At 51.4% G+C, this 26,693-nt stretch carries 27 protein-coding genes and 2 pseudogenes; 1 reads left to right on the plus strand and 28 read right to left on the minus strand.

Features of this window, described 5'->3' with window-relative positions; translation table 11 throughout:
• On the minus strand, positions 1-226 hold a 226-nt coding region (gene tnpB, locus BUB67_RS07430), incomplete at its 3' end, for an IS66 family insertion sequence element accessory protein TnpB (RefSeq protein ID WP_143157018.1).
• A complete protein-coding gene (gene tnpA, locus BUB67_RS07435; protein ID WP_073238123.1) occupies positions 220-549 on the minus strand; it encodes an IS66 family insertion sequence element accessory protein TnpA in 330 nt (109 codons plus the stop codon). The genes tnpA and tnpB, both read right to left, overlap by 7 nt.
• A gap of 70 nt (positions 550-619) precedes the next feature.
• Here tnpA and istB point away from each other — a divergent pair.
• Positions 620-1,246, plus strand: a pseudogene (istB, locus tag BUB67_RS07440) (IS21-like element helper ATPase IstB); the annotation flags it as partial.
• 168 nt (positions 1,247-1,414) lie between these two features.
• On the opposite strand, the pseudogene BUB67_RS07445 reads toward istB, so the two are convergent.
• The 26 genes and pseudogenes from BUB67_RS07445 to BUB67_RS07575 all read right to left on the minus strand — a co-directional run.
• A pseudogene (locus BUB67_RS07445) lies at positions 1,415-1,768 on the minus strand (Rpn family recombination-promoting nuclease/putative transposase); the annotation flags it as partial.
• Between the two features lie 637 nt (positions 1,769-2,405).
• Positions 2,406-3,791, minus strand: coding sequence for a stalk domain-containing protein (locus tag BUB67_RS07450; RefSeq protein ID WP_073238126.1), 1,386 nt, complete (start codon positions 3,789-3,791; stop codon positions 2,406-2,408).
• A gap of 304 nt (positions 3,792-4,095) precedes the next feature.
• Positions 4,096-5,196, minus strand: a complete 1,101-nt coding sequence (locus tag BUB67_RS07455) for a TolC family protein (protein ID WP_073238129.1) — start codon at positions 5,194-5,196, stop codon at positions 4,096-4,098.
• 84 nt (positions 5,197-5,280) lie between these two features.
• The gene (locus BUB67_RS07460; protein WP_073238132.1) at positions 5,281-7,479 is read right to left on the minus strand and encodes a copper amine oxidase N-terminal domain-containing protein; all 2,199 of its coding nucleotides are present in this window, start codon (positions 7,477-7,479) and stop codon (positions 5,281-5,283) included.
• Between the two features lie 506 nt (positions 7,480-7,985).
• Positions 7,986-9,020: a rod shape-determining protein gene (gene mreB / locus BUB67_RS07465; protein ID WP_073238135.1), complete on the minus strand. Its 1,035-nt coding sequence runs from the start codon at positions 9,018-9,020 to the stop codon at positions 7,986-7,988.
• Between the two features lie 400 nt (positions 9,021-9,420).
• Positions 9,421-9,672, minus strand: a complete 252-nt coding sequence (spoIIID, locus tag BUB67_RS07470) for a sporulation transcriptional regulator SpoIIID (RefSeq protein WP_073238138.1) — start codon at positions 9,670-9,672, stop codon at positions 9,421-9,423.
• Between the two features lie 251 nt (positions 9,673-9,923).
• Positions 9,924-10,655: a M23 family metallopeptidase gene (locus tag BUB67_RS07475; RefSeq protein WP_073238141.1), complete on the minus strand. Its 732-nt coding sequence runs from the start codon at positions 10,653-10,655 to the stop codon at positions 9,924-9,926.
• 81 nt (positions 10,656-10,736) lie between these two features.
• Positions 10,737-11,690, minus strand: coding sequence for a stage II sporulation protein D (spoIID, locus tag BUB67_RS07480; RefSeq protein WP_073238144.1), 954 nt, complete (start codon positions 11,688-11,690; stop codon positions 10,737-10,739).
• Positions 11,691-12,125: 435 nt separating this feature from the next.
• Positions 12,126-13,400 carry a UDP-N-acetylglucosamine 1-carboxyvinyltransferase gene (gene murA / locus BUB67_RS07490; protein WP_073238150.1) on the minus strand — a complete coding sequence of 425 codons (1,275 nt, stop codon included), beginning with the start codon at positions 13,398-13,400 and terminating at the stop codon, positions 12,126-12,128.
• 356 nt (positions 13,401-13,756) lie between these two features.
• Positions 13,757-14,155, minus strand: a complete 399-nt coding sequence (locus BUB67_RS07495) for a F0F1 ATP synthase subunit epsilon (RefSeq protein ID WP_073238398.1) — start codon at positions 14,153-14,155, stop codon at positions 13,757-13,759.
• 1 nt (position 14,156) lies between these two features.
• The gene (gene atpD / locus BUB67_RS07500) at positions 14,157-15,575 is read right to left on the minus strand and encodes a F0F1 ATP synthase subunit beta (protein WP_073238153.1); all 1,419 of its coding nucleotides are present in this window, start codon (positions 15,573-15,575) and stop codon (positions 14,157-14,159) included.
• Positions 15,576-15,617: 42 nt separating this feature from the next.
• A complete protein-coding gene (gene atpG / locus BUB67_RS07505) occupies positions 15,618-16,469 on the minus strand; it encodes an ATP synthase F1 subunit gamma (protein ID WP_073238156.1) in 852 nt (283 codons plus the stop codon).
• A 102-nt stretch (positions 16,470-16,571) separates the two neighbouring features.
• A complete protein-coding gene (atpA, locus tag BUB67_RS07510) occupies positions 16,572-18,077 on the minus strand; it encodes a F0F1 ATP synthase subunit alpha (protein ID WP_073238159.1) in 1,506 nt (501 codons plus the stop codon).
• 21 nt (positions 18,078-18,098) lie between these two features.
• Positions 18,099-18,644: a F0F1 ATP synthase subunit delta gene (locus tag BUB67_RS07515; RefSeq protein WP_073238162.1), complete on the minus strand. Its 546-nt coding sequence runs from the start codon at positions 18,642-18,644 to the stop codon at positions 18,099-18,101.
• Positions 18,638-19,132, minus strand: coding sequence for a F0F1 ATP synthase subunit B (gene atpF, locus BUB67_RS07520; protein ID WP_073238166.1), 495 nt, complete (start codon positions 19,130-19,132; stop codon positions 18,638-18,640). Before atpF ends, BUB67_RS07515 begins: the two co-directional genes overlap by 7 nt.
• A gap of 115 nt (positions 19,133-19,247) precedes the next feature.
• A complete protein-coding gene (gene atpE / locus BUB67_RS07525; RefSeq protein WP_008411844.1) occupies positions 19,248-19,481 on the minus strand; it encodes a F0F1 ATP synthase subunit C in 234 nt (77 codons plus the stop codon).
• A 42-nt stretch (positions 19,482-19,523) separates the two neighbouring features.
• The gene (gene atpB / locus BUB67_RS07530; RefSeq protein WP_073238168.1) at positions 19,524-20,321 is read right to left on the minus strand and encodes a F0F1 ATP synthase subunit A; all 798 of its coding nucleotides are present in this window, start codon (positions 20,319-20,321) and stop codon (positions 19,524-19,526) included.
• A complete protein-coding gene (locus BUB67_RS07535) occupies positions 20,318-20,776 on the minus strand; it encodes an ATP synthase subunit I (protein ID WP_073238171.1) in 459 nt (152 codons plus the stop codon). Before BUB67_RS07535 ends, atpB begins: the two co-directional genes overlap by 4 nt.
• Positions 20,777-20,780: 4 nt before the next feature.
• The gene (locus BUB67_RS07540; RefSeq protein ID WP_073238174.1) at positions 20,781-21,011 is read right to left on the minus strand and encodes an AtpZ/AtpI family protein; all 231 of its coding nucleotides are present in this window, start codon (positions 21,009-21,011) and stop codon (positions 20,781-20,783) included.
• 319 nt (positions 21,012-21,330) lie between these two features.
• Positions 21,331-22,485, minus strand: coding sequence for a non-hydrolyzing UDP-N-acetylglucosamine 2-epimerase (gene wecB / locus BUB67_RS07545; protein WP_073238177.1), 1,155 nt, complete (start codon positions 22,483-22,485; stop codon positions 21,331-21,333).
• Between the two features lie 34 nt (positions 22,486-22,519).
• Positions 22,520-22,840: a MazG-like family protein gene (locus BUB67_RS07550; protein WP_073238180.1), complete on the minus strand. Its 321-nt coding sequence runs from the start codon at positions 22,838-22,840 to the stop codon at positions 22,520-22,522.
• 73 nt (positions 22,841-22,913) lie between these two features.
• Complete coding sequence (locus BUB67_RS07555; RefSeq protein WP_073238183.1) at positions 22,914-23,357, minus strand: deoxycytidylate deaminase; 444 nt, start codon at positions 23,355-23,357, stop codon at positions 22,914-22,916.
• A gap of 195 nt (positions 23,358-23,552) precedes the next feature.
• Positions 23,553-24,794, minus strand: a complete 1,242-nt coding sequence (locus BUB67_RS07560; protein ID WP_073238186.1) for a serine hydroxymethyltransferase — start codon at positions 24,792-24,794, stop codon at positions 23,553-23,555.
• A 105-nt stretch (positions 24,795-24,899) separates the two neighbouring features.
• The gene (rpiB, locus tag BUB67_RS07565; RefSeq protein ID WP_200798146.1) at positions 24,900-25,358 is read right to left on the minus strand and encodes a ribose 5-phosphate isomerase B; all 459 of its coding nucleotides are present in this window, start codon (positions 25,356-25,358) and stop codon (positions 24,900-24,902) included.
• Between the two features lie 77 nt (positions 25,359-25,435).
• Positions 25,436-25,906, minus strand: coding sequence for a low molecular weight protein arginine phosphatase (locus BUB67_RS07570; protein ID WP_333870374.1), 471 nt, complete (start codon positions 25,904-25,906; stop codon positions 25,436-25,438).
• A gap of 109 nt (positions 25,907-26,015) precedes the next feature.
• Positions 26,016-26,555 (minus strand): manganese efflux pump MntP, encoded by a 540-nt coding sequence (locus BUB67_RS07575; protein WP_073238407.1) that lies wholly within the window; start codon positions 26,553-26,555, stop codon positions 26,016-26,018.
• Positions 26,556-26,693: the final 138 nt, after the last annotated feature.

The raw sequence follows: 26,693 nt of genomic DNA on the forward strand, positions 1-26,693 counted from the left end.
ATTTCCCGCGCTCCAGGCGCCGGTAATATAGCCAGAACCCGTTGTGATCCCAGCGAAGTATTTTGAGTTTATCTCGTTGCCGGTTGCAAAAAACAAACAGACAGGGCGCAAAGGGATCTAGGGCGAAGCCCTCCTTTACCAGGGCGGCCAGACCATCAATGGACTTGCGTAAATCAGTGGCTCCGCAGGCCAGGTAAACCCTATCAATACCGGCATCACTCAGCATACGGCCACCAGGATACGAATTATTTCGGAGAGCATGGCCGGATCAAAGCCGGGGTTTACTTCGACGCTGGCCTGTCCTATTCTGATCAGTACAGCATTGTTCTGGTTCCCGGGCATTTGTTCACTAACTTCCACCGGCAACCACTGGGGTGTTTTTGGCGTTTTTACGGGACTAGCTGTCTGGTTTTTATTTCTCCGCAGCCAGTACCATAGCCGGTCGGGATTGACGCCGTGTGCGGCGCACCACTCTCTGACACTGAGGCCGCTGGCCTGATATGCCGCTATTCTGTCTTCCCATTCTTTTTGTCGTTGGGCTTTAGTCATAAAAAAATCCTCCTCGTTTGTATCCTGAGGAAGATTATCCTACAAGCTAAAACATAAAGCTAGGTGGGTACGGTTTGACGCTTACGTTGACGCGGAGTGGGCGGTACGTAAGAATAACCGGATGGCTCGGCTCATCAAAAAGGCCGATTATGCTATCAGTGGCGCGTGCGTCGAGGACATTGAGTACCACCCGGACCGAAAGCTTGACAAGGCACAGATAATCAGACTGGCTACCTGCAACTACATCCAGGAATATCACAATGTAGTCATTCTCGGGGCGACAGGAAGTGGCAAAACCTACCTCTCTAATGCCTTCGGAATGGCGGCCAGCCGTAACTTCTACACCGTGAAATATGTGAGATTACCAGATCTGCTGAGCGAGTTGGCAATCGCCCGCGGCGAAGGAACCTACCGCAAGGTTATCAAGCAGTACAAGCAAGTGAAATTATTGATTTTAGATGAGTGGCTGCTATTTCCTCTCAAAGAGAGTGAAGCGCGGGATCTGCTTGAAATCGTCGAGGCAAGGCATAAAAAAGCCTCCACCATTTTCTGCTCCCAATTTGATGTTGCCGGCTGGCATCTTAAAATCGGTGAGCCGACGCTTGCAGACGCTATCTGCGACAGAATAGTCCACGACTCTTACAGAATTATGATTGAAGGAGACTCCATGCGCAAGAGAAAGGGTATTATGGAATAGATCTGTCTTTTGGGGAACTGGTGTCGGGGCAACCGGCACCAGGATTCCAAATTAAGATACTATCCTCTAGCTACCGTGATCAGTTGTAACGAAACCTATGCCCAATATCAGCGGAAGGTGTGCACAACGTCAAACGGTTAACGTGCACTCGCGCACCGAAATATTCACCACGGTCTGATCCAAGTAGAACACGCTGGACACCACGTTGGCCGCCCGGAGCAGCTCTTCCTCGCTGTAGCGTACTACGTCGAAGAGGATGTAGGAGAAGTCCAGCAGGCGACCGGGGAACCGCTCGTGCCCCGACTGGTACTCCCTGAAGCTCCTGCGGGCCGTCCAGCCTCTCTCGCCGTTGTAGATGACGGCGGGGACGATGGCCGGCAGCCGGAAGCCCTTGCGCCTCCGCTCTTTCTCCGGGGTATTGTTGTAGACGTCCCGCCATATTTCCAGCATGTATTGCAGCAAGCGGAAGGGCATGGTGTGGTCCACGGTGGGCTGCAGTTCCAGCAGGACGTAGAATTGCACTTTAATTTAGTAAAATGCAAGTGTTTTTTGGTGCAATTTTCCCAATTTACCAGGGGCGGTGCCTGGTTCCGTCCGCCGGTAACTTTTTGTGCTCGTATACAACTTTCATGCGAGACGGTACCTGGCACCGCCTAGGTAGCCTTTCATTGAAACCACCAGACCCAAAAGGATGACCCGGAAAAGAAAAAGCGCCTTCACTTTAGTTTAGTAAAGTGCCAGGCACCTTTTGGAAATCCCTGGCAGAGGTTTTCTGCCAGGGATTTCCTCGAGCACGAACTGTTTTTACGTTAATCTTCAATCGCCTGGCTACTTGGGCCTTATTTAAGCCCATGTTTTTAAGTTGATGAATTTCACTATACATTTTCCACCTCATCAAGTTATCCTCTCCTTTCGTTATCTGAGTAAATATACAGTTAACGAAGAAGAGTTGAACTGTGAACTGGAAAAAAGTGTCCATTTTTATTGGCCGAAATTCGTCCCTTTTATTTTACCGCTTACAACCCTCCTATAAATTCCCAGAAATAGGAACAGGGGGTGCTTCAAAAATTTACTTCCATTTGCTATTTTTTATCTTGCCGAATACACATGGACGGTTAATTTATTTAGTACCTTCCATGCTCTTTCCCTCTTCATTCTTTTACTCGGGTTCGCACTCACTACACTGGTAAAAACCTTTCCCTCTAGCTTCTAGGCTATTAGAAAACCAAATCTGGTTTTCAACATTCAAATTCTTTATTAAGGTGCAGTCGGGTTTGTGGTAAAAGTTGCTCTCATCGCTGGCTACAACTTCCCCCTTAACAGGAATGACATCAGAAGCCGGGTTGGTTACCGTCTCCATTTCCTTACCTTTTGATGTAACTACAGTGTAACTCTTGCCGTCCGTTGTTACAACGATATTTCCATTTAAATCCGTACGGTATACTTTTGCCCCGCTGTGCTGCAATCTTTCAATAACCTTTGATGATGGGAAACCATAGGAATTTTGCCCCACACTGATCACAGCAACGGCGGGTTTTACTCTTTCTATAAATTCATAAGAACTGGCATCATTGCTACCATGATGCCCAACCTTCAAGAATTGGGACTGAATGTTCCCTTTAATATCTTGCTCTACAGGTTGTTCAAAGTCGCCGGCAAAGAAGAACTTTATATCACCAATAGTCAGCTTTACCCCCAGTGAAGAATTATTATAATCAGCAAAATAATGTTCCGGAGGAACTATGGTTTCCAAAACTGAATCTCCAAATCTCCAGATCTTGCCGATGTTAGGGTTTCGGTTTCGCAAAGACCAAACTGCCTGTTTATATTTTTGGTAGTAGGCGTGGGAGGTTACTACCCCGTTATCAATTACTTCCTTAACTGGAAAGGCCTTAATAATCTCTGGAATGGCACCAATATGGTCCTCGTGGGGGTGCGTCGCAATAAGCAGTTCTATATCCTTTACTCCCTGATTTTTTAGGTAATTGATAACATCGCTAGATTTTTCAGCACTGCCGCCATCGATTAAAATATCGGCATCTCCTGGTAAATCGATATATGTGCAATCCCCGTAACCTACATCAAGGTAATGTATTTTAGCTAGGTCGGCTTTGACCAGTATATTTTCCTGTTTTTTTGAATTGATAATCACTGACCCACTTGTCTGATCAAAAAAAACCTGTGCCCCCAATGCCTCTGAAACAAATCGTAAGGGTACGTACGTACTTCCTTTGATAAACTGGGGCTCGAGTTCAAGAATATAGGGGTTCTCGTTTACAAAAGCTTTTGCGCTACCTAAGCACAAAGTAATGTGTTTATCTTCTTTTAATATGTCTATGGTCTGATTTGAAACCGTAAATCGGACTTCTGCTCCCAGAGCCGTCGAAATTGACCTGAGGGGGACAAGAATGCGGTTATACAGCATTACAGTAGATTGGTTCTGGCTAAGGACTTTGTTATCCACAATAATTTTTGATTCCCCCCAGGATATACCTGGCGTTAAAAAAAACACTAACAATACCATCAAGTATGCAATTCTTTTCACTTTCATCCCCTCCCTTTTTTATTTAATTTATATGCACAGAATAATATTCCAAGCTGCAATAACGGAAGTGTGTATTTAGCTATTTTTAAGGTATCTTATCATTAGCGTTACATAAAATAAACTTGCATTTATGGCATTAAATGTGCTATTTTGGGTATGGATTAGAAATTGGTAGTGTGTTCAAACGCTTATTATGGTAATAATTCAACATTATATAATTTATTTTATTACAAAACCAAGGAGCTCCCGCATTGGAGGCAACCCCTTGGTTTCTCCTGTTATTTAATATCATAATTTTGTCCAGTTATTCTGAAGCGCTAATAGTATTATTGACCGTTCCAGAATTGCTCGACATCCCAGCTAAATATGGAAAAGAACTCATTGCCACATCGTGTTTATACAGGGACTGCTTCAAGGAGTTTTCAGCTTCTTTTAACTTAGTTTCAGAAGACAATACTTCAAGCCTTGTAACCATACCTAGTTCATATTGAACAACCATATTCCTTAACGCTTCTTTACATGCCTTTACACTTTCTTCTTGAGTTTCGATGAGCTTTTCCAGATTAACAATATCGTTATACATTGAATGGACATCTCTTTCAACTTTATCTTTTGTATCTTTATAGTCAAGTTTTGCGATACTTTCTTCTAATTCTCCAATCTTATAATTAGACGCATGCTCCTTTAACTTGGCTTTTACTGTGACTAACTCTTTTGCTGCAAAAGCATCCGGTCTTTCTAGCATGACTTTATTAATCTCAGCTTGCATACTCTCAACTTTGATTTTGTCATAACCAGTTGGTTCTAATAATTCGGGACGTGATTCACGAGGAATACCTATTAAGTCATTCAATTCATAGTAAGCTTTTTCTAATGCTGCTTCTGCATTCTTCAATGCGGTCTGGGCTGCTGCAAGTTCTGTTCTGGCTTGAAACTCATGTAATTCTGTAGCCATACCAACTTCTTTTTTAGCAAGTATCTGAGATAGGGATATTTGAGCTTTTTGATATTCTAATTCCTTTAGCCTTAACGAGGCTTTTTTATTTAGAACATCATAGAACTTGTTTTTAGCATCTACAGTAACAACAATATTACTAAAATCTTTGTTTTTCTGGGCTAACCTTTGATTAAAATCGGCACCAATATACTGCGAATATGCTCCTGAGATTTCTCGAACATAATAGGGGCTAGTAGGAAGGTATTCCACTACACTGTAGGCATCTTTTCTGCTTTCTTCTTTCTGTTCTAACACAGCCTTTTTCTTAGCTAATTCTAAGCTATTAGCCTTTGCCATAGCAATGACCTGTTCAATACTTAAGTTTATGGTATATTTATCAATAGCAAAGGCGTTGTTAGTAAATATTAATGATATTACTAGCAATGATATTAATATAATGCGGCGCATATTTTCACCACCATACTTGTTATAAGGAAGTGAGCCCAGGTTTTAAGAAACCTGGGCTCATCTTATTTAGTTAAGCCTACTGACTTACTGGTTGATTACAACCTGACCGTTAGCATAGCCAACAGTAGCACCGAGAGCTTCAGCTACGAAGCGAGCGGGCAACATGGTACGACCGTTGTTAGTTTCAGGAGCTACATCCATTGTAGAAGTAGTTCCGTTAACATCCATAGTCTTGCTACCAATAGTCAGTTTAACAACTTTGTCACCTTTGGTTAAGGTTACAACGCCGTTTTCATATTGTACGTTATCTTCACTTACACCCAGAGCATAAGCCAGGTAGCGAACAGGTACGTAGGTGCGGCCTTCCTTGATGTAAGGAGCAACATCCATAACTTGGGCTACACCGTTAACAGTGTAGATACCGGAGCCGATGCTGAACACTGCAGATACGGAACCAGCGGGAGTTACAACGTTACCAGCTACGAACTTGATAGCGTTGTCTTCTACATCTTCATCAGTCTCAGAAACTTCATCAATTGCTCTGCCGTATACGCTGAACTTCATGGGACCAACAGCTACGGTACGGTCTACGTCAACTTTAACGTCCTTCAGAACAATGGTGGAAGGAGCCTTGGTGCTTTCTTCGTCAACAGTAATTTTCAGAACATCGTCGTCAGAGGTAGCAAACTTAATGGTGTCTACCTCGAAGTTGCCACTGGCAACTTCTACTTTGGGGACTTCGCTAAATTTAACGCCAGTAGGAGCTTTTACGTAGAGGTACTTGCCATCCTTAGTGATAGCACCGTCTACGGATTCAACAATTTGGATGTCACCGATAGTTTGGTTTTGAATACCAATCTTAACATCCTTATTAGCAGCCTTTACAGTAACAGGAGCTACAACTTTAGCAATAACTAATTCAGCCTTAATACCCAGAGTACCGGCAATTTCCAGTTTCAGATCTCCAGCGGGAGCATCTGCATCTACTGCGATTTCGATGCCATCTAACTCGATGGTTTCAGCATCTTTACCAGCGTTGTCTTTAGCTCTCAGGGTAATCTTGCTGGGATACTTCTTGTCAGAACGGGAAGAATCTTTTGCAAGTTTGTCTAAGCTGTCATAGGAAACAGTGTAGGTGATACCGCCTTCGGTGTAAACTTTGCTCTCATCAGTCATATCAGTGGGCAGAGCAGTAAAGTGTGCATAATCAGGCAATTCCAAAGTAATGGTGCGATTTTTCAGGAAGCTGTCTGCTACGGTTTCTTCGATGTTAATCTGGTCAATTTCGTTATCGAATACACCAGCTACAACAGTTTTAACATCATTGTCGTCAAGCTTAACCATTACATCATAGTCGGCAACCTTAGCGATAACTACGTCGGTAGAAGTAATGTTGTCGCCTTTAACAGTTGCTTCAACGTCACCAGCTTTGAAATCATCATCAGCATCGATAACAGGGGTGATGGTTACAAAACCAGGATACTTGGTGCTCTTGGTTTTAACTACTAACTTTAAGGTGTCACCACTGAAGCTGCTAGCACTAGGAGTTTCAATTTCGAAACCTACAGCGCTGATGTTTTTCAGAGTTTCGGTTACATCCCAGTCAATATCCTTGGGAAGAACTACTTTGATCTCATCATTAACATCAAAGGTACCAACTGCATTTTCTTCAATTTTGATCTGTGCAGCTTTAGCACTGTCACGACCGATGGTTTCAGGAGTTGCAACAGTTACAGTGGTGTCACCTTTGGAAGCACGACCCACTAAGAACTCGCCACTTTCGAAAGGAGTACCCTCAGCTTTAACTTTTACCTTCAGATCGCCAGCCGCAGAGGAAGCAATGTCAACATCATATTTGCTTAAGTTGAACACAAAACCAGCTTTTCCACCAGAATCGCCAGTAGCACTCTTAACTTCAAAGGTTACATAGTTAGAACCTACTTGTTTAACTTCAACATCACCGGTAGCAAGAGCGTTCGGTTTATCTTTCACATTGGCAGGTACTGTTACTAAAGAGCCATTTTTCTCAGCTACTACATCTGCTTTTTCAGAGAACTCAACGCCTGTGGGTAATTCAACAGTTAAAACAAAGTCACCGCCAGTAGAATAAGTGGTTCCTTGTACAGTTTCTACCAGCAACAGGTCACCCAGTCTTCTTTCGTCACCAGTTTTGACTTTCGGTACAGTTAAACCAGTAGTGTCGGCTGCGAATGCAGGAGCCATGATGCTCAACAGCATGCACAGTGTAACAAGAATAGATACAATCTTGTTAGCTTTTCTCACCTTTTTCCCTCCTAAATGTTATTCCAAGGATTCTTCATAATTTCCGGACTGAGCTATAAGAGCCTACCGGTTGGATCCCTTCCCTTGGAGAAGTTCGCCAAGCAGTTGATTAGTAAGTCGGACGAACCATTCCCTTCGGGTTCGTCATCCCCCCTTTCAACAAATTCATAAGGTGCCTAGATTTTTGCCATTTCCTGCAAGGTGTCAGTTATGGCAGTTACTTGCCAGAAATACGGGCACCAATGCTAGATTTGGTTAGTTCTACACTAACTGGCAAAAATCCTTTAAATCTGGGTTCTTTTTTCTCGGTAGGAGAGTTTTTACTCTCTGACCAACTCATTAACTTAGACGGGCTAGGTTTCTAAAAGGTTCCGTTAAGTTGAAAACTTTTAACTAAATCTAAAAACTTTGTTTCTTAGCATCAAAAAAGGAAGCGACTGTTCTTCCCTCATGAACATAGACGCTTCCGCTATATACTTTGTTCCCAAATTTATGCTTGTTTTGTGTTATCCCACCACCTTCTTAAACAATTTACTGCTCTTTGGCTTCGGCAAAACATTCATCATAGCTAAAGCCTTGCCGGTGCCCTGGGCCACGCAGGAGATGGCGTCGTCCGCCACATAGACCGGCAGGCCGGTTTCTTCGGACAGCAGCATGTCCAGGCCGTGCAGCAGGGAGCCGCCGCCGGTCATGACGATGCCTTTGTTGACGATGTCGGCCGCCAGTTCCGGGGGGGTGATTTCTAATACTTCCTTCACAGCGCCCACCACTGCTTCCAGGGGTTCCTCAATGGCGTGGTAGATCTGGTGGCTGCTGACGGTGACGGCTTTGGGCAGGCCGGTGATGAGGTCGCGGCCGCGGATCTGGGTGACCCGCTCGGGGGTTTTCTGGGGGAAGGCGGTGGCGATTTCTACTTTGATTTCTTCCCCGGTGCGTTCGCCGATCATGAGACTAAATTCTTTCCTTATATAACGTACGATGGCTTCGTCGAATTTATCGCCGCCGACCCGGATGGAGCGGCTGCAGACGATGCCGCCGAGGGAGAGAACAGCGACGTCGGAGGTGCCGCCACCGATGTCCACCACCATGGAACCGCTGGGTTCCGAGATGTCGATGCCGGCGCCTAGGGCGGCGGCCAGGGGTTCTTCGATGAGGTGGGCGCTGCGGGCGCCGGCGGAGATGGCGGCCTGGCGGACGGCCCGTTCCTCGACGCCGGTGACGCCGGAGGGGATGCAGACCATAACCCGGGGGCGGAAGAACCATTTTTTGCCCACGGCTTTATTAATGAAGTAGCGGAGCATTTTTTCGGTGACGTCGTAGTCGGCGATAACGCCCTCTCTTAACGGGCGGGTGGCGACGATGTTGCCGGGGGTGCGGCCCAGCATGCGGCGGGCTTCTTCGCCGACGGCGATGATGCGGCCGGTATCTTTGTTTATGGCTACCACCGAGGGTTCGCGGAGTACGATGCCTTTTCCTTTGACATAGACCAGGACGCTGGCGGTGCCGAGGTCGACGCCGATGTCGGAGCTGAATCCAAACATTTGTTTTCCTCCTAGCTTGTATGTATTCCATGTTAGTCGGGGTCATCGTCGTCGGGGTCAGGCACCTGCCGGTTGTAATGGCTTTTCTAAATGGGATGGGTTTGTTGCGGCAGGAGCCAGACCCCTGGGTTGTATGTGTCATCCTAGGTGTTAGTGACAATGTCGTCGGGGTCAGGCACCTGCCGGTGTAAGGGCTTGTCTAATGTGGCAGGTTTGTGGAGGCAGGAGCCAGACCCCTTTGGTTAGTTCTACTGATGGCCAAACTGCTTGTCCGCCATTCGGTGGGTGGTACACAGGGTATGTAAAAAGAAAAACAGGAATGGCAGATTGTCCTAAGGTGGTAGGATTCTCTCTTTCCTGCTAAAATTCCTCTCTATCTACAAAATTTCACAGTAGAGTTTTAGATGATTTCTTTATACTTGCGGCGGGTGGCTTCGCCGCCTCTGAGGTGGCGTTCGGCTTTGTTTTCGTCCAGGATGGCTTTGACTTCCTGTGCCAGGTGTTTATTTAGGGACGGGAGCCGTTCGGTCATGTCTTTGTGTACTGTGCTTTTGCTGACCTGAAAGACCTGGGCAGCTTTCCGGACCGTTGCCCTGGTTTCCAGAATATAAGCACAGATGTCCAGCACCCGCTTTTGGATATAGTCCTGCATTTCCCTACCTCCTGTTTCGGTCGTCGGACGTCGGATAATTATGGTTGTCGCAAACCAATTAGCCGGTTACATGTATGCTTTGGGATTTGTCCTTGAAATTTTATTAGTGCAGCAAATTAGTCCGAGGTTTAGTTGACGTTGCCGAGCTTACTTTTTACTTAAATATATGCGGGGGGGTGGGAGAAATGTCACAAAATAAAAAGAAAATGGCCATTATTCGGCCATTTGGATGAGCAATGACAAGCTATTATTTATTTCCAGTAAATATTGGGGTCTACGGGTTCGCCGTTCCTGGTTACTTTGAAGTACAGGTGGTTTTCCATGACCCCGTTGGTCCTGCTGTTGTTACCAAGGGTGCCGAGCGTTTCATTTTGTGCTACTTTTTGCCCGGCTTTGACGTGGACCCGATCCAGGCCGCTGTAGTAGGATTCCCAGCCGCTGCCGTGGTTGATGCTGACGGTGCTGGTGCCGCTTTCTGCGGTGAAAATCAGGGATACCGTGCCGGCCATGGCGGTTTTTACTTCTGTGCCCGGTGCGGCGGCCAGGGCCACGCCGGTATTGTAGCGGTAGTCCTTAAACACTTCGGAGTAGGTCATGCCCACGCCGGTCAGTACGTGCCCCATGACGGGTTTCACCATTTCTTCGGGGTTTGCCGCGGGCGGGGCCTGGGTTGCTCCGGCTTCCTGGGGCTGACCGGTTGTTGCGGACCGGCTTTGACTGCTAACGGGCGGCGTTTTTTGGATGTCCTGATTGATTACCTGGTTGGTGTTTGACGGTGTAACGGCCCTTTGCTCGGCGGGGCCGTGAAACCAGGCGTAGAGGCCATAGGCGGATAAGATGCCTGCGGTTAATAGGATGCCCAGCAGTGTAAAGGGGTTGATTTTGTTTCCTTTGAAAAGCCATTTTCTCAGCCAGTCGCGGAATTTTTTAATGAGATCCTGGTTTCGCAGCTGGTTTCGCAGGGAGTTTTCGAAGGGCCACATGTTTATAACCTCGCTTCCGGTGGTAGTTCTTTAGTTAGAGTATTGCCATATTGCGAAGGTTTTATACATGGTTCGGCGGGGTCAGGCACCTGCTGGTGGGATGGTCGTAATCTCCACGCCTGTGTAATAGTGCTTTAGTATCTGTTCGTAACTCTTGCCTTGTAATGCCATGCCTTTGGCGCCGTACTGGCAGAGGCCGACGCCGTGGCCGTAGCCGCGGGTGGTGAAGGTGATTTGGTCGCCCTCGATGCTCCAGCTAATGCGGGTGGAGCGGAGGTTCAGGAGTTCCCGGAGCATGGTGGCCGGGTAGGTTTTGTCGCCGATGCGTATTTCTTTGGGGCGGCCGGTGGCGGTTTCCTGAATGACGGCGAGGGCTTTGTTTTTGATGGTTGACACAGGCATGGCCGAGAGGTTTGTTTTTAGTTTCTTGTCCAGCTCGGCCAGGGTATATGTAACCTGCCTTTCCGGATCGGGGTCGGCGCAGTGGGGGCAGGGGACGCCTTTGAGGTAGGGGGCTGCCGTTACCCATACTTCTTCGGCGTTTTCGGTGCCGCCGCCGCAGGAGGCGTGGAAGGCCGGGAAGATGAGCTGGGATTTGTAGGTGATGACCTGGCCCCGGGTGCTGTCCACCGCCCATTTGATTTTATAGTAGTATTCCAGGGATTTGATTTTGCCCCAGCGTTTTTGCATCTCTTCCCGGGAGATCCAGGCCTGTCCTTCTCTGGGGTCGCTGGACACATCGGCTGCCGGGCGGCGGGCGTTTTGAACGCCGCCGGGGGCCAGGCGCTGCATGATATAGGTGCGGGCCGCCACGGCCTGGGCCTTGAGGGCTTCCACCGGGAAGGAGGCCGGCATTTCGGCTGCCACCACGCCAATGAGGTACTCTTCCAGGGGGATGGGTTGAATTTGCCCTGTCAGGTGGTTGTACATTTTGACGATGGTGCCCTGGGATTGGATTTGTGTTTTTGGGGCTTTTGGGGGAAGCAGGTAGGCCAGGAGGGCTATCGCCAGCAAGGCCAGGAGGAGTTTGCGCATGGTGTGGGGCCTGCCTTTCTTTGGGTTTGGCTTGGTTCGGCGGGGTCAGGCACCTGCTGGTGGGGATTCGGTGGGTTGGTGGGTGCGGTGGTTGGTGTATGGTGCGTGTTGTTATGATGATTGTGGGCAGCAGGAGCCAGACCCCTTGGGTTTGGCTGTCAGCTTTTTTATTGCTAGATTCTAGCGTTTCTCATAGATCTTGCTTTTAAGGAAGCACATAGGCCGTTCCTTATTTAATACATATGAAAGGGTGTGGAAATATATTCCACACCCGCGTTGTTATTCTATAAGTTTTTTACCGCTCCTATAGAGCTAAAGGCTAAGGGCCAATGGCCAATGGCCAACTAGAGTCAATGGCTAAGGGCCAAAGGCCAAAAGCTGACGGCTGAGGGCTGACAGCTGATAGCTGACAGCTGATAGCTTGACCCGAAAGCCTTACCCCAGAGCCGGTACGCATTCCTCCACACGCCGGATGTTGGCTCCTATCCCTTGCAGCTTCTCAATCAGGTTTTCGTAGCCGCGGTCGATGTGGTGGATGTTGGAGATGGCTGTTTCGCCTTCGGCGGCCAGGCCGGCCAGGATCATGGCGGCGCCGGCCCGCAGGTCGGTGGCTTTGACTGCGGCGCCGGTCAGGTTTTTAACGCCCTGGACAACGGCGGTGCGGCCTTCGATTTTGATTTTGGCGCCCATGCGTTTGAGTTCGCTGACATGCATGAAGCGGTTTTCAAAGACGGTTTCTGTGATGATGCTGGTGCCCTCCGCTACTGTCATAAGGGCCATGAATTGGGCCTGCATGTCGGTGGGAAAGCCGGGATAGGGGAGGGTTTTGATGTCGACTCCTTTGAGGACTTTGCCTGTGCAGTTGACCCGAACACCGGTTTCTTCTTCTGTCAGTTCCGCACCGGCTTCTATGAGCTTGGCGGCCACCGGTTTCAGGTGGTCGGCAATGACGTTTTCCACCAGCAGGTTACCTCTGGTAATGGCTGCCGCCACTAGGTAGGTGCCCGCTTCTATGCGGTCCGGGATGACGGCGTGGGTGGCGCCGCCGAGACGGTCCACGCCGTCGATGCGTATCACCTTGGTGCCGGCCCCTTTGATGTTGGCCCCCATGGAGTTGAGGAAATTGGCCAGATCCACGATTTCCGGTTCTTCGGCGGCATTTTCGATGGTAGTCTGGCCTTTGGCCAGGACCGCTGCCATCATGATGTTTTCGGTGGCCCCGACGCTGGGAAAGTCCAGGTAAATCCTGGCGCCTGTCAGCTGCCTGGCGGCGGCTTCGATGCAGCCGGCGCCGTAACGGATATCCGCCCCCAGGGCGGCAAAGCCTTTGAGGTGCAGGTCAATGGGCCTGGTGCCGATGGCACAGCCGCCGGGCAGGGAGATTCTGGCTTTTCCCGCCCGGGCCAGCAGGGGGCCCATGACAAGGAAGGAGGCCCTCATTTTACGGACATACTCGTAGGGCGCTTCCGTACCGGTGAGGCAGGGGACGGAGATGAGCAGTTCGCCGGGCTTTTTTTCTATTTTGGCGCCCAGTTCCTGCAGGACGGAGCTTATCACCTGAACGTCGGCCAGGTTGGGGACGTCCAGCAGTCTGGTTTGGGTTGTAGTTAACAGGGAAGCGGCCAGTATGGGCAGGACAGCGTTTTTGGCGCCGCTGACTTTTATGGTTCCTTGTAAGGGTTTTCCGCCGGTGATGATGATTTTTCCCATATTTGCTCCTGTTTAGCTTATTTCGTCGGGGTCAGGCACCTGCTGTTGGGTTGCACCACTTTGTTGGGGTGGTGGTTGGTGTCGGGTTTAGGCAGCTGGACAGTTGTGTGCAGCAGGAGCCAGACCCCTTGGGTTTTCTTATTTCGTCGGGGTCAGGCACCTGCTGTTGGGTTGCACCACTTTGTTGGGGTGGTGGTTGGTGTCGGCTTTAGGCAGCTGCGACAGTTGTGTGCAGCAGGAGCCAGACCCCTTGGGTTTTATTCTGCTTTTCTTTGGGGTCTTGTTATATTATTGCCAATGATTGCTAATAAAATACTAAAACCCAGGATAGGTTGGCTATCCTGGGTTTTCTCTGCTTACTCGGCCGCTTTGATGCGGTTGAGGGCTTTTTGGAGGGCGATTTCGGCCCGGGCGATGTCGATTTCGGGGCTTTTGCTGGCCAGGCGCTGTTCGGCGCGCTGCTTGGCAGCTCTGGCCCGCTCAACATCAATTTCATCGGCGCGTTCGGCGGTGTCAGCCAGAACAACGACCCGGCTGTTCTTGACTTCCATGAACCCACCGCTGACGGCCACTTTAAAGAACTTGCCGCCCTGCTGGACCCGCAAAACGCCAATTTTGAGGGCGGTGACCAGAGGAGCGTGTTCAGGCAAGATACCGAGTTCACCGTCGGCGCCGGGGGCCACGATGAATTCGATTTCCTCGCTGAAAACAACTTTTTCAGGAGTGACGATATCAAGGCGTTGGGTTTTAGCCATATTATGCACCAGCCTCAATACGTTTTGCCTTTTCCACAACTTCTTCGATGCCGCCTACCATATAGAAGGCTTGTTCAGGCAGGTGGTCGTATTTACCGGCAAGGATTTCGTTGAAGCCACGTATGGTGTCCTTCAAGGATACATATTTACCAGGTGCGCCGGTAAAGGTTTCCGCTACGTGGAAGGGCTGGGACAGGAAGCGCTGCAGCTTACGGGCGCGGGCCACGATCAGTTTATCTTCGTCGGACAGTTCGTCCATACCCAGAATGGCGATGATGTCCTGCAGTTCTTTATAGCGCTGCAGTACGGACTGTACGCCCCGGGCGCACTCATAGTGTTCTTTACCCACGATGTGGGGGTCCAGAATACGGGAGGTGGAATCCAGCGGGTCTACCGCGGGATAGATACCCAGCTCGGCGATCTGACGGCTCAGAACTACGGTGGCGTCCAGGTGCGCGAAGGCGTTGGCCGGCGCCGGGTCTGTCAGGTCGTCCGCCGGCACGTAAATGGCCTGTACCGAGGTAACGGAACCCTTGCGGGTGGAGGTAATACGTTCTTGCAATTGACCCATTTCAGTGGCCAGGGTGGGCTGGTAACCTACGGCGGAGGGCATACGGCCCAGCAGCGCGGAAACCTCGGAACCGGCCTGGGTGAAACGGAAGATGTTGTCGATGAACAGCAGGGTGTCGGCGCCCTCTTCATCACGGAAGTACTCGGCCATGGTAAGACCGGTGAGACCTACCCGGAGACGGGCTCCCGGGGGTTCGTTCATCTGACCGAACACCATGATGGTCTTATCCAATACGCCTGCTTCTTTCATTTCATGGTAGAGGTCGTTACCTTCACGGGTACGCTCACCTACGCCGGCGAATACCGAGATACCGCCGTGCTGCTTGGCGATGTTGTTGATGAGCTCCATAACGATAACGGTCTTGCCTACACCGGCGCCGCCGAAGAGACCGATTTTACCGCCCTTCAGGAAGGGGATCATCAGGTCGATAACCTTGATGCCGGTCTCCAGGATTTCTGCCTTGGTGGACTGGTCGATCAGGGCAGGGGCGGGACGGTGAATGGGATAGTATTTGTCGGATTTAATGGGTCCTTTGCCGTCAATTTCTTCGCCCAGAACGTTCAGCAGGCGGCCCAGAACGGGACGTCCTACGGGAACGGCGATGGGTTTACCGGTATTTACGACTTTCATGCCACGCTTGAGACCCTCGGTGGAGGACATGGCGATGCAGCGTACGCGGTTGTTACCCAGGTGCTGGGCCACTTCCAGGGTGAGGTTCCACTCGGTGGACTTGTCTTCCTGGTCTTCAGTACGGATTTTTACCGCACTATATATATCAGGTACCTGGCCTGGCGGGAACTCGACGTCCACAACCACACCGATAACACTGACGATATGGCCAACGTTCATGTTGTTCTCCGACCTCCTTGCAGTCAGATTTTCACGACATTATTATTCGAGCGCCGCAGCGCCGCCAACGATTTCGGAGATTTCCTTGGTAATGGCAGCCTGACGGGCGCGGTTCAAGGACAGGGTTAACTTGTAAATCAATTCTTTGGCGTTCTTGGTGGCGGAATCCATGGCGGTCATCCGGGCGCCTTGTTCGCCGGCCTTGGCTTCCAGCATAGCCCTGAATACGGTGGTTTCCACGTAGGTGGGCAGCAGGCTGGCCAAAACCGATTCGGCAGAGGGCTCGAAGATGTATTCCACCTTGGGACCCTTGTTCTCTTCGGCCGGGGTTTCCACCGGCAGCAGTTTGACTTTAACGGGACGCTGTGTCAGCACGTTAACAAACTCGCTGAAGATCAGGTATACCTCATCAACCTCGCCGGCCATGTATTTATCCATGACAAACTTGGCGATTTCTTTGGCCTGGGAGAACTGGATGGTCTCGCCTAAACGCACGTAAGATGCCGCCACATCAAAGCCACGGCGGGTAAAATAATCGCGGGACTTGCGGCCCACGGCAATGATGGCCGGGTTGGGCACATCCCTTACCTCGGCGGCGGCACGCCGCAGGACGTTGGCGTTAAAGCCGCCGCACAGGCCGCGGTCGGCGGTAATGACGATATAGGCCGTTCTTTTAACTTCCCGTACCTCTAACAGGGGGTGGCTGGCACCGCCGCTGGCAGCAGCCACACGGCTTAAAACATCTTTAATTTTCAGGGCAAAGGGACGGGCAGACTCTGCCGCCTCCTGGGCCCGGCGCAGTTTTGCAGCAGCCACCATCTTCATGGCTTTGGTGATTTGTTGGGTACTTTTAATACTCTTAATCCGGCGCCTTAAGTCACGGGCACTGGGCATTTACTAAATCACCACCTTTTCTCGATGTTCGGTGTTCGATGTCCGAGGCACGAATCATTTTATGAAGTCAACCTGCGAACAACGATGGCGAACCTCGATTCTCTACGCAAAGGTCTTCTTGAACTCTTCAATGGCTGCCACTAACTTGGCATCGGTCTCGGGCTTGATTTCTTTATCGGTCTTGATGGCCTTCAGGATATCGGCCTTGCTGGTACGCATGAAGTTGATGAAGCCCTCTTCAAAGGCGCTGATGCGGTTCAGCTCGATATCATCCAGGAAGCCTTTAACGGCGGTGTAGATGATAACAACCTGCTCTTCAACGGGATAGGGCTTGTACTGGGGCTGCTTCAGGATTTGCACGGTCCTGGCGCCGCGGTTCAGACGGGCCTGGGTGGCTTTGTCCAGGTCGGAACCGAACTGGGCGAAGGCAGCCAGCTCGCGGTACTGGGCCAGGTCCAGACGAAGCTGACCGGCAACCTGCTTCATGGCCTTAATTTGCGCAGCGCCACCAACGCGGGATACCGACAGACCTACGGAAATAGCAGGACGCTGACCGGCGTTGAATAGGTCGGTTTCCAGGAAGATCTGGCCGTCGGTAATGGAGATAACGTTGGTAGGAATGTAGGCAGACACGTCGCCGGCCTGGGTTTCGATGATGGGCAGCGCGGTCAAGGAACCGCCTCCGAACTCAGGCGCTAGGCGGGCAGCACGCTCCAGCAGGCGGGAGTGCAGGTAGAATACGTCACCGGGGAAGGCTTCACGGCCCGGCGGGCGGCGCAGCAGCAGGGACATTTCGCGGTAAGCGGCGGCCTGCTTGGACAGGTCATCGTAGATGATCAATACGTCTTTACCGTTGTCCATGAATTCTTCGCCCATGGCGCAGCCGGCATAGGGAGCCAGGTATAAAAGCGGAGCGGGTTCGGAAGCGTTGGCAGCTACCACGATGGAGTATTCCATGGCGCCGTGGGCTTCCAGGGTCTGTACCACGCCGGCCACGGTGGAGGCCTTCTGACCTACGGCCACGTAGATGCAGATAACGTCCTGACCCTTCTGGTTGATGATGGTATCAACGGCAATGGCGGTTTTACCGGTCTGGCGGTCGCCGATGATTAACTCACGCTGGCCGCGGCCGATGGGAACCATGGCGTCGATGGCCTTGATACCGGTTTGCAGAGGCACGCTAACGGATTTACGGGTAATAACGCCGGGAGCGATACGCTCGGTGGCGCGGTATTTATCGGTTTTAATGGGGCCTTTGCCGTCGATGGGCTGGCCCAGCGGGTTTACAACACGACCGATCAGGGCATCGCCGACGGGAACGGAGATAATACGACCGGTACGCTTAACGGGGTCGCCTTCTTTAATATGGGTGTAGGGACCCATAATAACGCAACCGATGTTATCTTCTTCCAGGTTAAGGGCCATACCGAGGGTACCGCCGGGGAATTCCAACAGTTCTGCGGCCATGCAGTCCTCGAGGCCATAAACACGGGCGATACCGTCGCCGACCTGGATAACGGTGCCCACGTCAGATACTTCTACCTGGGCCTCGTATTTGTCGATTTGCTGCCTAATGATCGAGCTGATCTCTTCAGGTCGCAAATTCATGTACTGGTTCACCCCTATCTATTAACTGGTTTTGGACATGAGGCGTGATTTCAGGGTAGCAAGGCGGGTCTTGATGCTGCCGTCGATAACCTTACTACCGATTTTTACAACAACGCCGCCGATAAGGGAAGGATCCACCGTAAAAGTCGGTTCCACTTCTTTACCGGCCAAGCGGGAGGCTACTTGCACCAATTGTTGTTTTTGTTCCTCGCTAAGTTCAATGGCGGAGGTTACTTCGGCGGCCACTTTACCGCGGGCTTCGTTGGCCAAGGCCGAAAACTCGGCGGCAATGCCTGCGATATAGTTCTCTCTGCGCTTATCTACAACAAGACCAAGGAAGTTCATGGTCTCGGCGGAAATTTTGTCGGCAAAGAGCGCCTTGAGAAGGTTTTTCTTCTCGCTGGGTAACACCTGCGGGTGGTATAATACCTTTTGGAGTTCCCTGGTCCCTTCGATTGCCTCGGCAATGCCCTTCAGTTCCTGTTCCATGGTTTCCAGGGCGTTTTTGTCCCGGGCAATTTCATACAGGGCCTGGGCATAACGTCTTGCCACAGCCCCTTTTAACATGGCAGATCGCCTGCCTCTTTAACAAATTTGTTAACCAGATCCTTATGAATGTCACCATTGAGTTTCTGGTCGATAATTTTGCCAGCCACCAAAATGGAGAGTGTAGCAACCTGGTCCCTGAGTTCGGCCACGGCCTTTTCCTTTTCACGCTGGATTTCGGCTAGGGCGCTGTCTTTCACACGGGCAGCTTCCGCTTTGGCTGCCTCGATGATCTGCTGGGCCTGTTCTTCAGCATTCTTGGTAGCCCGGGCCATCATTTCAGCGGCCTGTTCACGGGAACGCTGCAGTTCGGCCTGTAAAGCGGCGCGCATTTGTTCTGCCTGCTTTTTATCTTCTTCGGCCGCAGCAATGCTGCTTTCGATCAGTTCCCTGCGTTTTTCCAGCATGTTCATAAACGGCTTGTAGGCCACCGCCCGGAGCAGGATTAATAAGACCAGGAAGTTGAACATCTGGGCTAATAACGTAGCATTAAAACCTAAGCTCTCCACAAATTCCCCTCCTTCCGTCTGGGCGGACAATAAGGAAGGCGACTGCGGGCTTGGAGACAGCGTTAAGCCCGCCAAATCGCCCCCGTCCTTAAAAAAACTAGACTATCCTTCAAAATTAACCAATCTTACCAAACAGCATGAAGGCAAGAACTACGGCGATAATGGGGATAGATTCGATCAGACCTACGGAAATAAACATGGTGGTTTGAATGGTACCTTTAGCTTCGGGCTGACGGGCAATGCTTTCGATGGCTTTGCCGGTGCAGATACCGTCACCAACAGCGGCACCCAGAGCGCCTAAACCTACGGCCAGGCCGGTAGCGATGGCAGCAGCAGCAGTTACTTCCATTTCCATTTCCCCTCCTTTCGTAAGATGTTCATCACTTAAAACCTAGTGGTGGTCAGCAGCATCGTGATGAGCGGCGAACTGTGATACGTAGGCGATGGTCAGCATCGAGAAAACGAATGCTTGCACAAAACCGACAAACACCGAGAACGCCAACCAAATAACCGACGGGATAAATCCGCCGAATACATAGGCGTTTATGTTGATCAGACCTAACAGTACAGCGATCAGCACTTCACCGGCAAAGATGTTGCCGTAAAGACGGAAGGCCAGCGTCACCGGTCTGGCCACTTCTTCGATCAGGTGCAGAACCACGAAGGGTTTAAAGGGTTGGAAGTAGTGGCCGATGTGACCGCCGAGACCGTTGGATTTGATGCCGTGGTAATGAATTAAAAAGACAACGATTAAAGCTAAACCAAAGGTTGTGTTTTTATCTGCCGTGGGTGAACTTAACGTGGGTATCAGACCCAGCAGGTTGGCAAAGGCGATATAGGTAAAGAATGTTACGATGATGGGCAGCATAGCATTACCCAGCTTGTTTTTACCCAGGTTGGCAAACACCTGCCCGCCCAGGAATTCCCACAGCAATTCAAAGGTAGCCTGTCCTTTACCGGGGCTTCTGACGTTCAGATTTCTCGTGCAGGCCCAGGCAAAGAGCAATACAATGGCCATGGTGATCCAGGTCATGATCATGGTCCTGGGGCTGATGCTGAGGCCCATGATGTGCCAGTACTTGTCGTACTCCGAGAACAGCGGAATTCCCCAGTAGTTCAGGGCCACTTCCACCTGGTGCAGCATATCATGATGCTCTGCTGCATGCGCAGCTCCCGCCGCAGCGCTCATGCGTTTTCACCCCCTTCACGTTGAAATGAATTAACTTTATTTGCGAGGGCGTCTTTATTGAGGACGCTCTCTTTAAGCAACGTGATCAGAAAATCGGATATCGACAGGACCGGGGCAACAAACAAGCCTACCGCTGCGGCATGCACGCTGACACTGGGAATTCTGACAGACAGCCACAGGGTGGCCATAATAAGGATCAGGCGGATAAAAAAGCCCCTGCGCATGTATGCAATTGCTTTACCCACATCTTTGATGGTGGAAGCCTTTTTAATTCTCTTGCTGAGAAGGATGGCGTTTTGCAAGCTGACCAGGGAACCGATCAAAAAGCCCTTATAAACGGCGTTTTGATAATCCACCACAACCGCCAGCGCCATCAAGGCCACCACAATGGCCGTGCATTTGACGGTGCGTTTCAGTTGCACTTCCAGACTCGGTATGGTAGTGGATCCCAGCATCGACTCACCCCTTGTCTTTCTTGCGGAAGGTTTCCAGCGTATGGTAGACCCCCCACATCCCCCCGGCCATACCCAGCAGCAGCCCTGCCAGCATGAACCAGGGAGCGGTATCCAGCTTGCTGTCCAGCCACCGCCCTCCCATGAAGCCGGCAACCGTAGCGGCCGCGATCTCCACGCTGATGGACGATGCCAGCGCCAGTGCTCTAAGCGGGTCTCCTTTACCTTTTCCACTCATGGCTTTTGGGTATTCCTTTCGGGTCCAGTTGCCAGCCTTGCGGGTATTGCTTTTGGGTCCCGCTGTTGGCTGTTGCTAGCATTTGGCTTTTGTCATTACCCCGGGTCGCGGAAACGGACCATGTTAATTCCATTATTCACAATATGTGCCACCAGTTGGGAGTATAACTTTGTCAGCCAGACGCCAATCTTGTGAGGTTTGATATATAACTTCTACAAGATTTTCATTATTCCTCCAGCCGGTTAGGGATTTTAGGCAATTTTTTAAATTATTTTTTAATCTGACAACTTTCATGCAACTCCGACAGGCCGATTTTGCCTTATTTTTTGGGCAAAAATTCCTCCGGCCGGCCTTCTGTTAAATGAAATTTGTAACAAAGGAAATCCGCAATCCGCTTGGCAGCCAGACCGTCCCCGTAGGGGTTAACCGCCTCGGCCATGGCTTTGTAGGCCTCGGGGTTATTCAACAATTCTTTTGTGACAGACAGAACAACCTCCCGGTCGGTGCCGACCAGTTTTACGGTGCCTGCCTCAACGGCCTCCGGCCGCTCGGTGGTGCTGCGCAGGACTAAGACGGGCTTGCCCAGGGAAGGCGCTTCTTCCTGCAGGCCCCCCGAATCCGTCAGCACCAGGTAGCAGCGCTGCATCAGGTTGATAAAGGGCTCGTACTGGAGGGGCTCGATGAGGTGCACCCTGGGTATGTTGCCCAGGATTTCGTTGACCACTCGGCGGACGGCGGGATTCCTGTGTACCGGGAAGACAATTTCGACATCCGGGTAAGTTTCGACAATTTCTTTAAGGGCCCGGTAGATGTCGCGCATGGGCTGGCCCAGGTTTTCCCTGCGGTGGGTGGTTACCAGCAGGACACGCTGTCTGCCAAAATCTATATTATTCAAAAGGGGATCGGAAAATACATAGTTTTCTTTGACGGTTGCCTTTAAGGCATCAATGACGGTGTTGCCGGTGACGAAAATGTTGTCCGGATTGACGTTTTCCTTAATCAGATTTTGCATGGCCCTTTCGGTGGGCGCAAAATGGTATTCGGCCAGGGCCCCGGTAAGGTGACGGTTCATTTCCTCCGGAAAGGGGGAGTATTTGTTATGGGTGCGCAGGCCGGCCTCCACGTGGCCCACGGGAATTTGCCGGTAGTAGGCCGCCAGGGCCGCCGCAAAGGTGGTGGTGGTGTCGCCATGCACCAGCACCAGGTCCGGGTTGCTGTCTATGAGGACGTCTTTCAGCCCCTCCAGGGCGCGGACGGTGACGTCGTAGAGGGTCTGTCCCTCCTGCATGATATTGAGGTCGTAGTCCGGGACGATATCAAACAGTTCCAGGACCTGGTCCAGCATTTCTCTATGCTGCGCGGTTACAGCAACCAGGGACCGGATTTTATCGGGCCTGCTGTTGAGTTCTTTTACTAATGGGGCCATTTTGATGGCCTCGGGGCGGGTGCCGAAAACGGTGAGAATTTTGAGCATATTTAGCCTCCTGGGTAATGCTTTTGGCCATTGGCTATTGGCCGTTGGTTTTTAGGTATCCTTTTTTAACAAGCTTGCTGATATGCTGTTCCCGGGCCTTTTCTATGTTTACGCCGTAGTGTTCCTCCAAAACGAACATCATGCTGACGGCGGTTTGGGCTACGTCCAGCAGTTCTTTGGTGATCAGTTCCATAACTTCTTTTTCCTCCCACCTTGCCTGCTCCCCGCTCATGCCTCTGAGCTTGCCGATGGCCTGGGCCAGCTCGCCGGCCTCTTCCATGAGTTTCAGGGCGGTGGACTCCATGGTGGGCGAGAGGTTATTCAGTTTTGGCAGGGCAATGGTTTTCGTAAGCATAGCTTGCCTCCTCTCCCCCAGCAGGGAATTCAAGTTGGGGACGGTTCTTAACTTGAAAAGGGGGCTGACCCCTCTACGAGGGGAGTTTTATGAGTTCCACTTTGGCTTCTTGAAAGATTTTCAGGGACAGTTCGTCGGGGTAGTCGCCGGCAAAAATGACTTTTTTGATCCCGGCGTTGACGATCATTTTACTGCACATGACGCAAGGCTGGTTGGTGACGTAGATGATACTGCCCCGGATGGCGGTGCCGTGGACCGCTGCCTGGATAATGGCATTTTGCTCCGCATGCAGGCCACGGCATAGTTCGTGGCGCTGGCCGGAGGGGATGCTCATTTGTTCCCGCAGGCAGCCGATTTCCAGGCAGTGGGCCAATCCGGCGGGAGCGCCGTTGTAGCCGGTGGCCAGGATGCGGTTGTCCTTCACAATGACAGCTCCCACTTTGCGGCGCAAACAAGTAGAACGGGCGGCAACCACCCGGGTAATTTCCATAAAATATTCATCCCAGGAAGGGCGCATGGCTCGAACCTCCTGTCGTTCTTTGGGGTCATGTCTGGGCTTATGCTGCTTTTCTCTTGGGTCCTGCCCAAAAATACAGGACCCAAAAGTTCTACCCCAAAGCCCAGACCAGAACCCCAAAGTACTACCCAATAGCCCAGACAGGACCCTTGAGGAATGCTTCTCCGGCCCAGACTAGACCCGTAAGGAATACCCCTAAGCATACAGCGGGTACTTGTCGCACAGCTCTTTCACCATGGCCCGGGCTTTGTCTTTGATGGCGGGGTTGTCCTTGCCCTGGAGGGTCATGGCGATGATTTCGGCCACCTGGTCCAGGTCCTCTTCTTTAAAGCCCCGGGTGGTGACGGCAGGGGTGCCCAGGCGGATGCCGCTTGTAACAAAGGGCTTCTCGGGGTCGAAGGGGATGGCGTTTTTATTGCAAGTGATATGAACTTCATCCAGCAGTTTTTCAGCTTCTTTGCCGGTGATGCCGGTGCCCCGGAGATCCACCAGCATGAGGTGGTTGTCGGTGCCGCCGGAAACCAGGTTGAACCCGCGCTGCATCAAGCCTTGGGCCAGGGCCTGGGCGTTGTTGATGATTTGCTGCTGGTAAGCTTTGAATTCGGGCTTCAGCGCTTCCCCAAAGGCAGCGGCTTTGGCCGCTATGACGTGCATCAGGGGACCGCCCTGGCTGCCGGGGAAGATGGCTTTGTCAATCAGCTGGGCATATTGTTCTTTGCAGAGAATCATGCCGCCGCGGGGGCCGCGCAGGGTTTTGTGGGTGGTGGTGGTGACCACGTCGGCGTAAGGCACCGGGTTCTGGTGCAGTCCGGCTGCCACCAGTCCGGCAATATGAGCCATGTCCACAAAAAAGTAAGCCCCTGTTTCTTTGGCAATTTCCCCGATCCGTTTAAAGTCAATGGCCCGGGGGTAGGCGCTGGCGCCGGCTACAATCATTTTCGGTTTTTCCCGCAGGGCAATTTCGCGCAGCTGGTCGTAGTTGATGCGTCCGGTGGCTTCTTCGACGCCATAGGAGACGATTGTAAAGTATTTTCCGGAGACGTTAACCGGGCTGCCGTGGGTCAGGTGGCCGCCGTGGGCCAGGTTCATGCCGAGAATTTTATCGCCGGGCTGCAGCAGGGCAAAGTAGACCGCAAAGTTGGCTTGGGCTCCGGAGTGGGGCTGCACATTGACATGGTCTGCCCCGAACAGCTGCTTGGCCCTCTCAATGGCCAGGCTTTCCACTATATCGACAAATTCACAGCCGCCGTAGTAGCGCTTGCCGGGATAACCCTCGGCGTATTTGTTGGTTAACACCGACCCCTGGGCCTCCAGCACCGCAGGGCTGACGAAGTTTTCCGAGGCAATGAGCTCGATGTTTCTCTGCTGGCGTTGGAGTTCCAGTTGGATGGCATTAGCAAGCTCGGGATCGGTCTGTATAAGGTTTCCTTTGAACATAAGTGTCCTCTCCTTACAAAATTATAGTGGAAAAGCTTTTAGCCATCAGCCTTCAGCCGTCAGCCATCAGCTTTTTTGATTGCATTTCTTTTTGGTCATAATTTTCTATAAGCTATACTTTTTCTCAATCTCAGAAATTTTGTTAACCCGTCTGGCGTGGCGGTCGCCGGCGAAGTCGGTGGTCATGAATTTTTCTACGATTTCTCTGGCTTTTTCCAGGTCGATAAACCGGGAGCCCAGGGTGACGACGTTGGCGTCGTTGTGTTCCCGGGCCAGGACCGCAATGGCGGGGTCGAAGACGTTGGCGGCGCGGACGCCGGGAACTTTATTGACGGCAATGGCCATGCCTACGCCGGTGCCGCAGATGAGGATGCCCCGCTGGCATTCGCCGGAACGGATCTTTTCTCCCACTGCCAGTGCAAAGTCGGGATAATCGCAGGACTCTGTGCCCTGGCAGCCCATATCCTGAACAAAGTAGCCCCTGCCTTGCAGGTACTGGCGAATTTGTTCCTTCATCTCAAAACCGGCATGGTCACTGCCAAGAACCACTGAAATTTTATTCATCTTATAAAACCTCCATATCTGTCGATATTTGTTTCTTCGTCGAAGAGGGTAATTCCTTTGTTTTTTGAAAATATGTTTTAAGGTTTGTTTTGTTCATTGTTCAGTTTCTGCAATACCTTGCGGATCAAGGCTTTTATCTCCTCGGCGCAGCGGCGGTAGTTGTCCACCGGGCTGCCGTAAGGATCGGCAATATCGCCCGGAACGCCCGCAAATTCTCCCAGGGTAAAGACTTTTCCTTGGGCATCCGGCAGCAGGTTCAGTACTTGCCTGCGGTGACTCTCGGTCATGGTCAGCACCAGGTCGGCCTCCTCCACCAGTTGGGGGGTTAATAAAGTGGCCCGGTGCCGGGAAAGTTCGATTCCCTGTTCCGCCAGGGCTTCTACGGCCTGGTCGGACGCTTTGTCCCCGGGCCAGGCCAGGGTGCCGGCCGAAAGAAACTGTAATCCCGTAATCCCCATTTCCGATGCCACGGCCCGGGCCAGCGCCTCGGCCATGCTGCTGCGACAGGTATTTCCTGTACATACAAAAAGGACTTTCTTTGCCATCATTTGCATTCCTCCGCTGGTAGTATTTCCGACGCCGGTAAGTACAATAAGAAAAAACTGTCCAAAATTGCCGTGGACAGTTGATTTTTATGTATGATTTCTGCAATATCCCCTAAAAAAACAACTTAATACCTATCCCGGTCAGTATGACTCCTCCCGCCAACTGTGCCTTGTCGCCGATCCAACCGCCGACAAATTTGCCCAGGGTGAGTCCGGCCAGAGTCATGGCCCCCGCCACCATACCGATGACTCCTGCAGCCAGGGCCAGAGAAACCTGCCGGGTTCCCAGGGTAAAGCCTACGCTGAGAGCATCCATGCTGACACTGGCAGACAGCAGAAGCAGTCCTCCGGTGTTGGTGATGACAAACCGGGGTTCTTCAAGGCCGGGTTTTAAGGCATCCCAAATCATTTTCGCCCCCAGGTAGACCAGCAGCAGGGCCCCGGCAATGGAGGCCGCCTGACCCACTTTGCTTCCCAGAAAACCTCCCACATACCAGCCCAGCAGGGGCATGAAGATATGAAAAACCAGCACTGTCAGGCTGATAATGGCAATTTGCCGGCGGGTGACACCGGCCATGCCAATACCGACACATAAAGAAAAAGCATCCGACCCCAACGCAACGGCCAGGGCCAGCAGAGTAAAAAGATCCAAAGTAACACCGTCCTTGTCTTTGGGGGAATTCTTTGGGGTCAGGCCGTCGGCCTTTGGCCTTTGGCTGTGGGCCATCAGGGCTAATTTCTTCCGGGTTGATTATTCAAGCCATCGGCCATAGCTTTTTTCGTTAAGACT

The sequence above is a fragment of the Desulforamulus putei DSM 12395 genome, from assembly GCF_900129195.1.
In the GTDB taxonomy this organism is placed as follows: domain Bacteria; phylum Bacillota; class Desulfotomaculia; order Desulfotomaculales; family Desulfotomaculaceae; genus Desulfotomaculum; species Desulfotomaculum putei.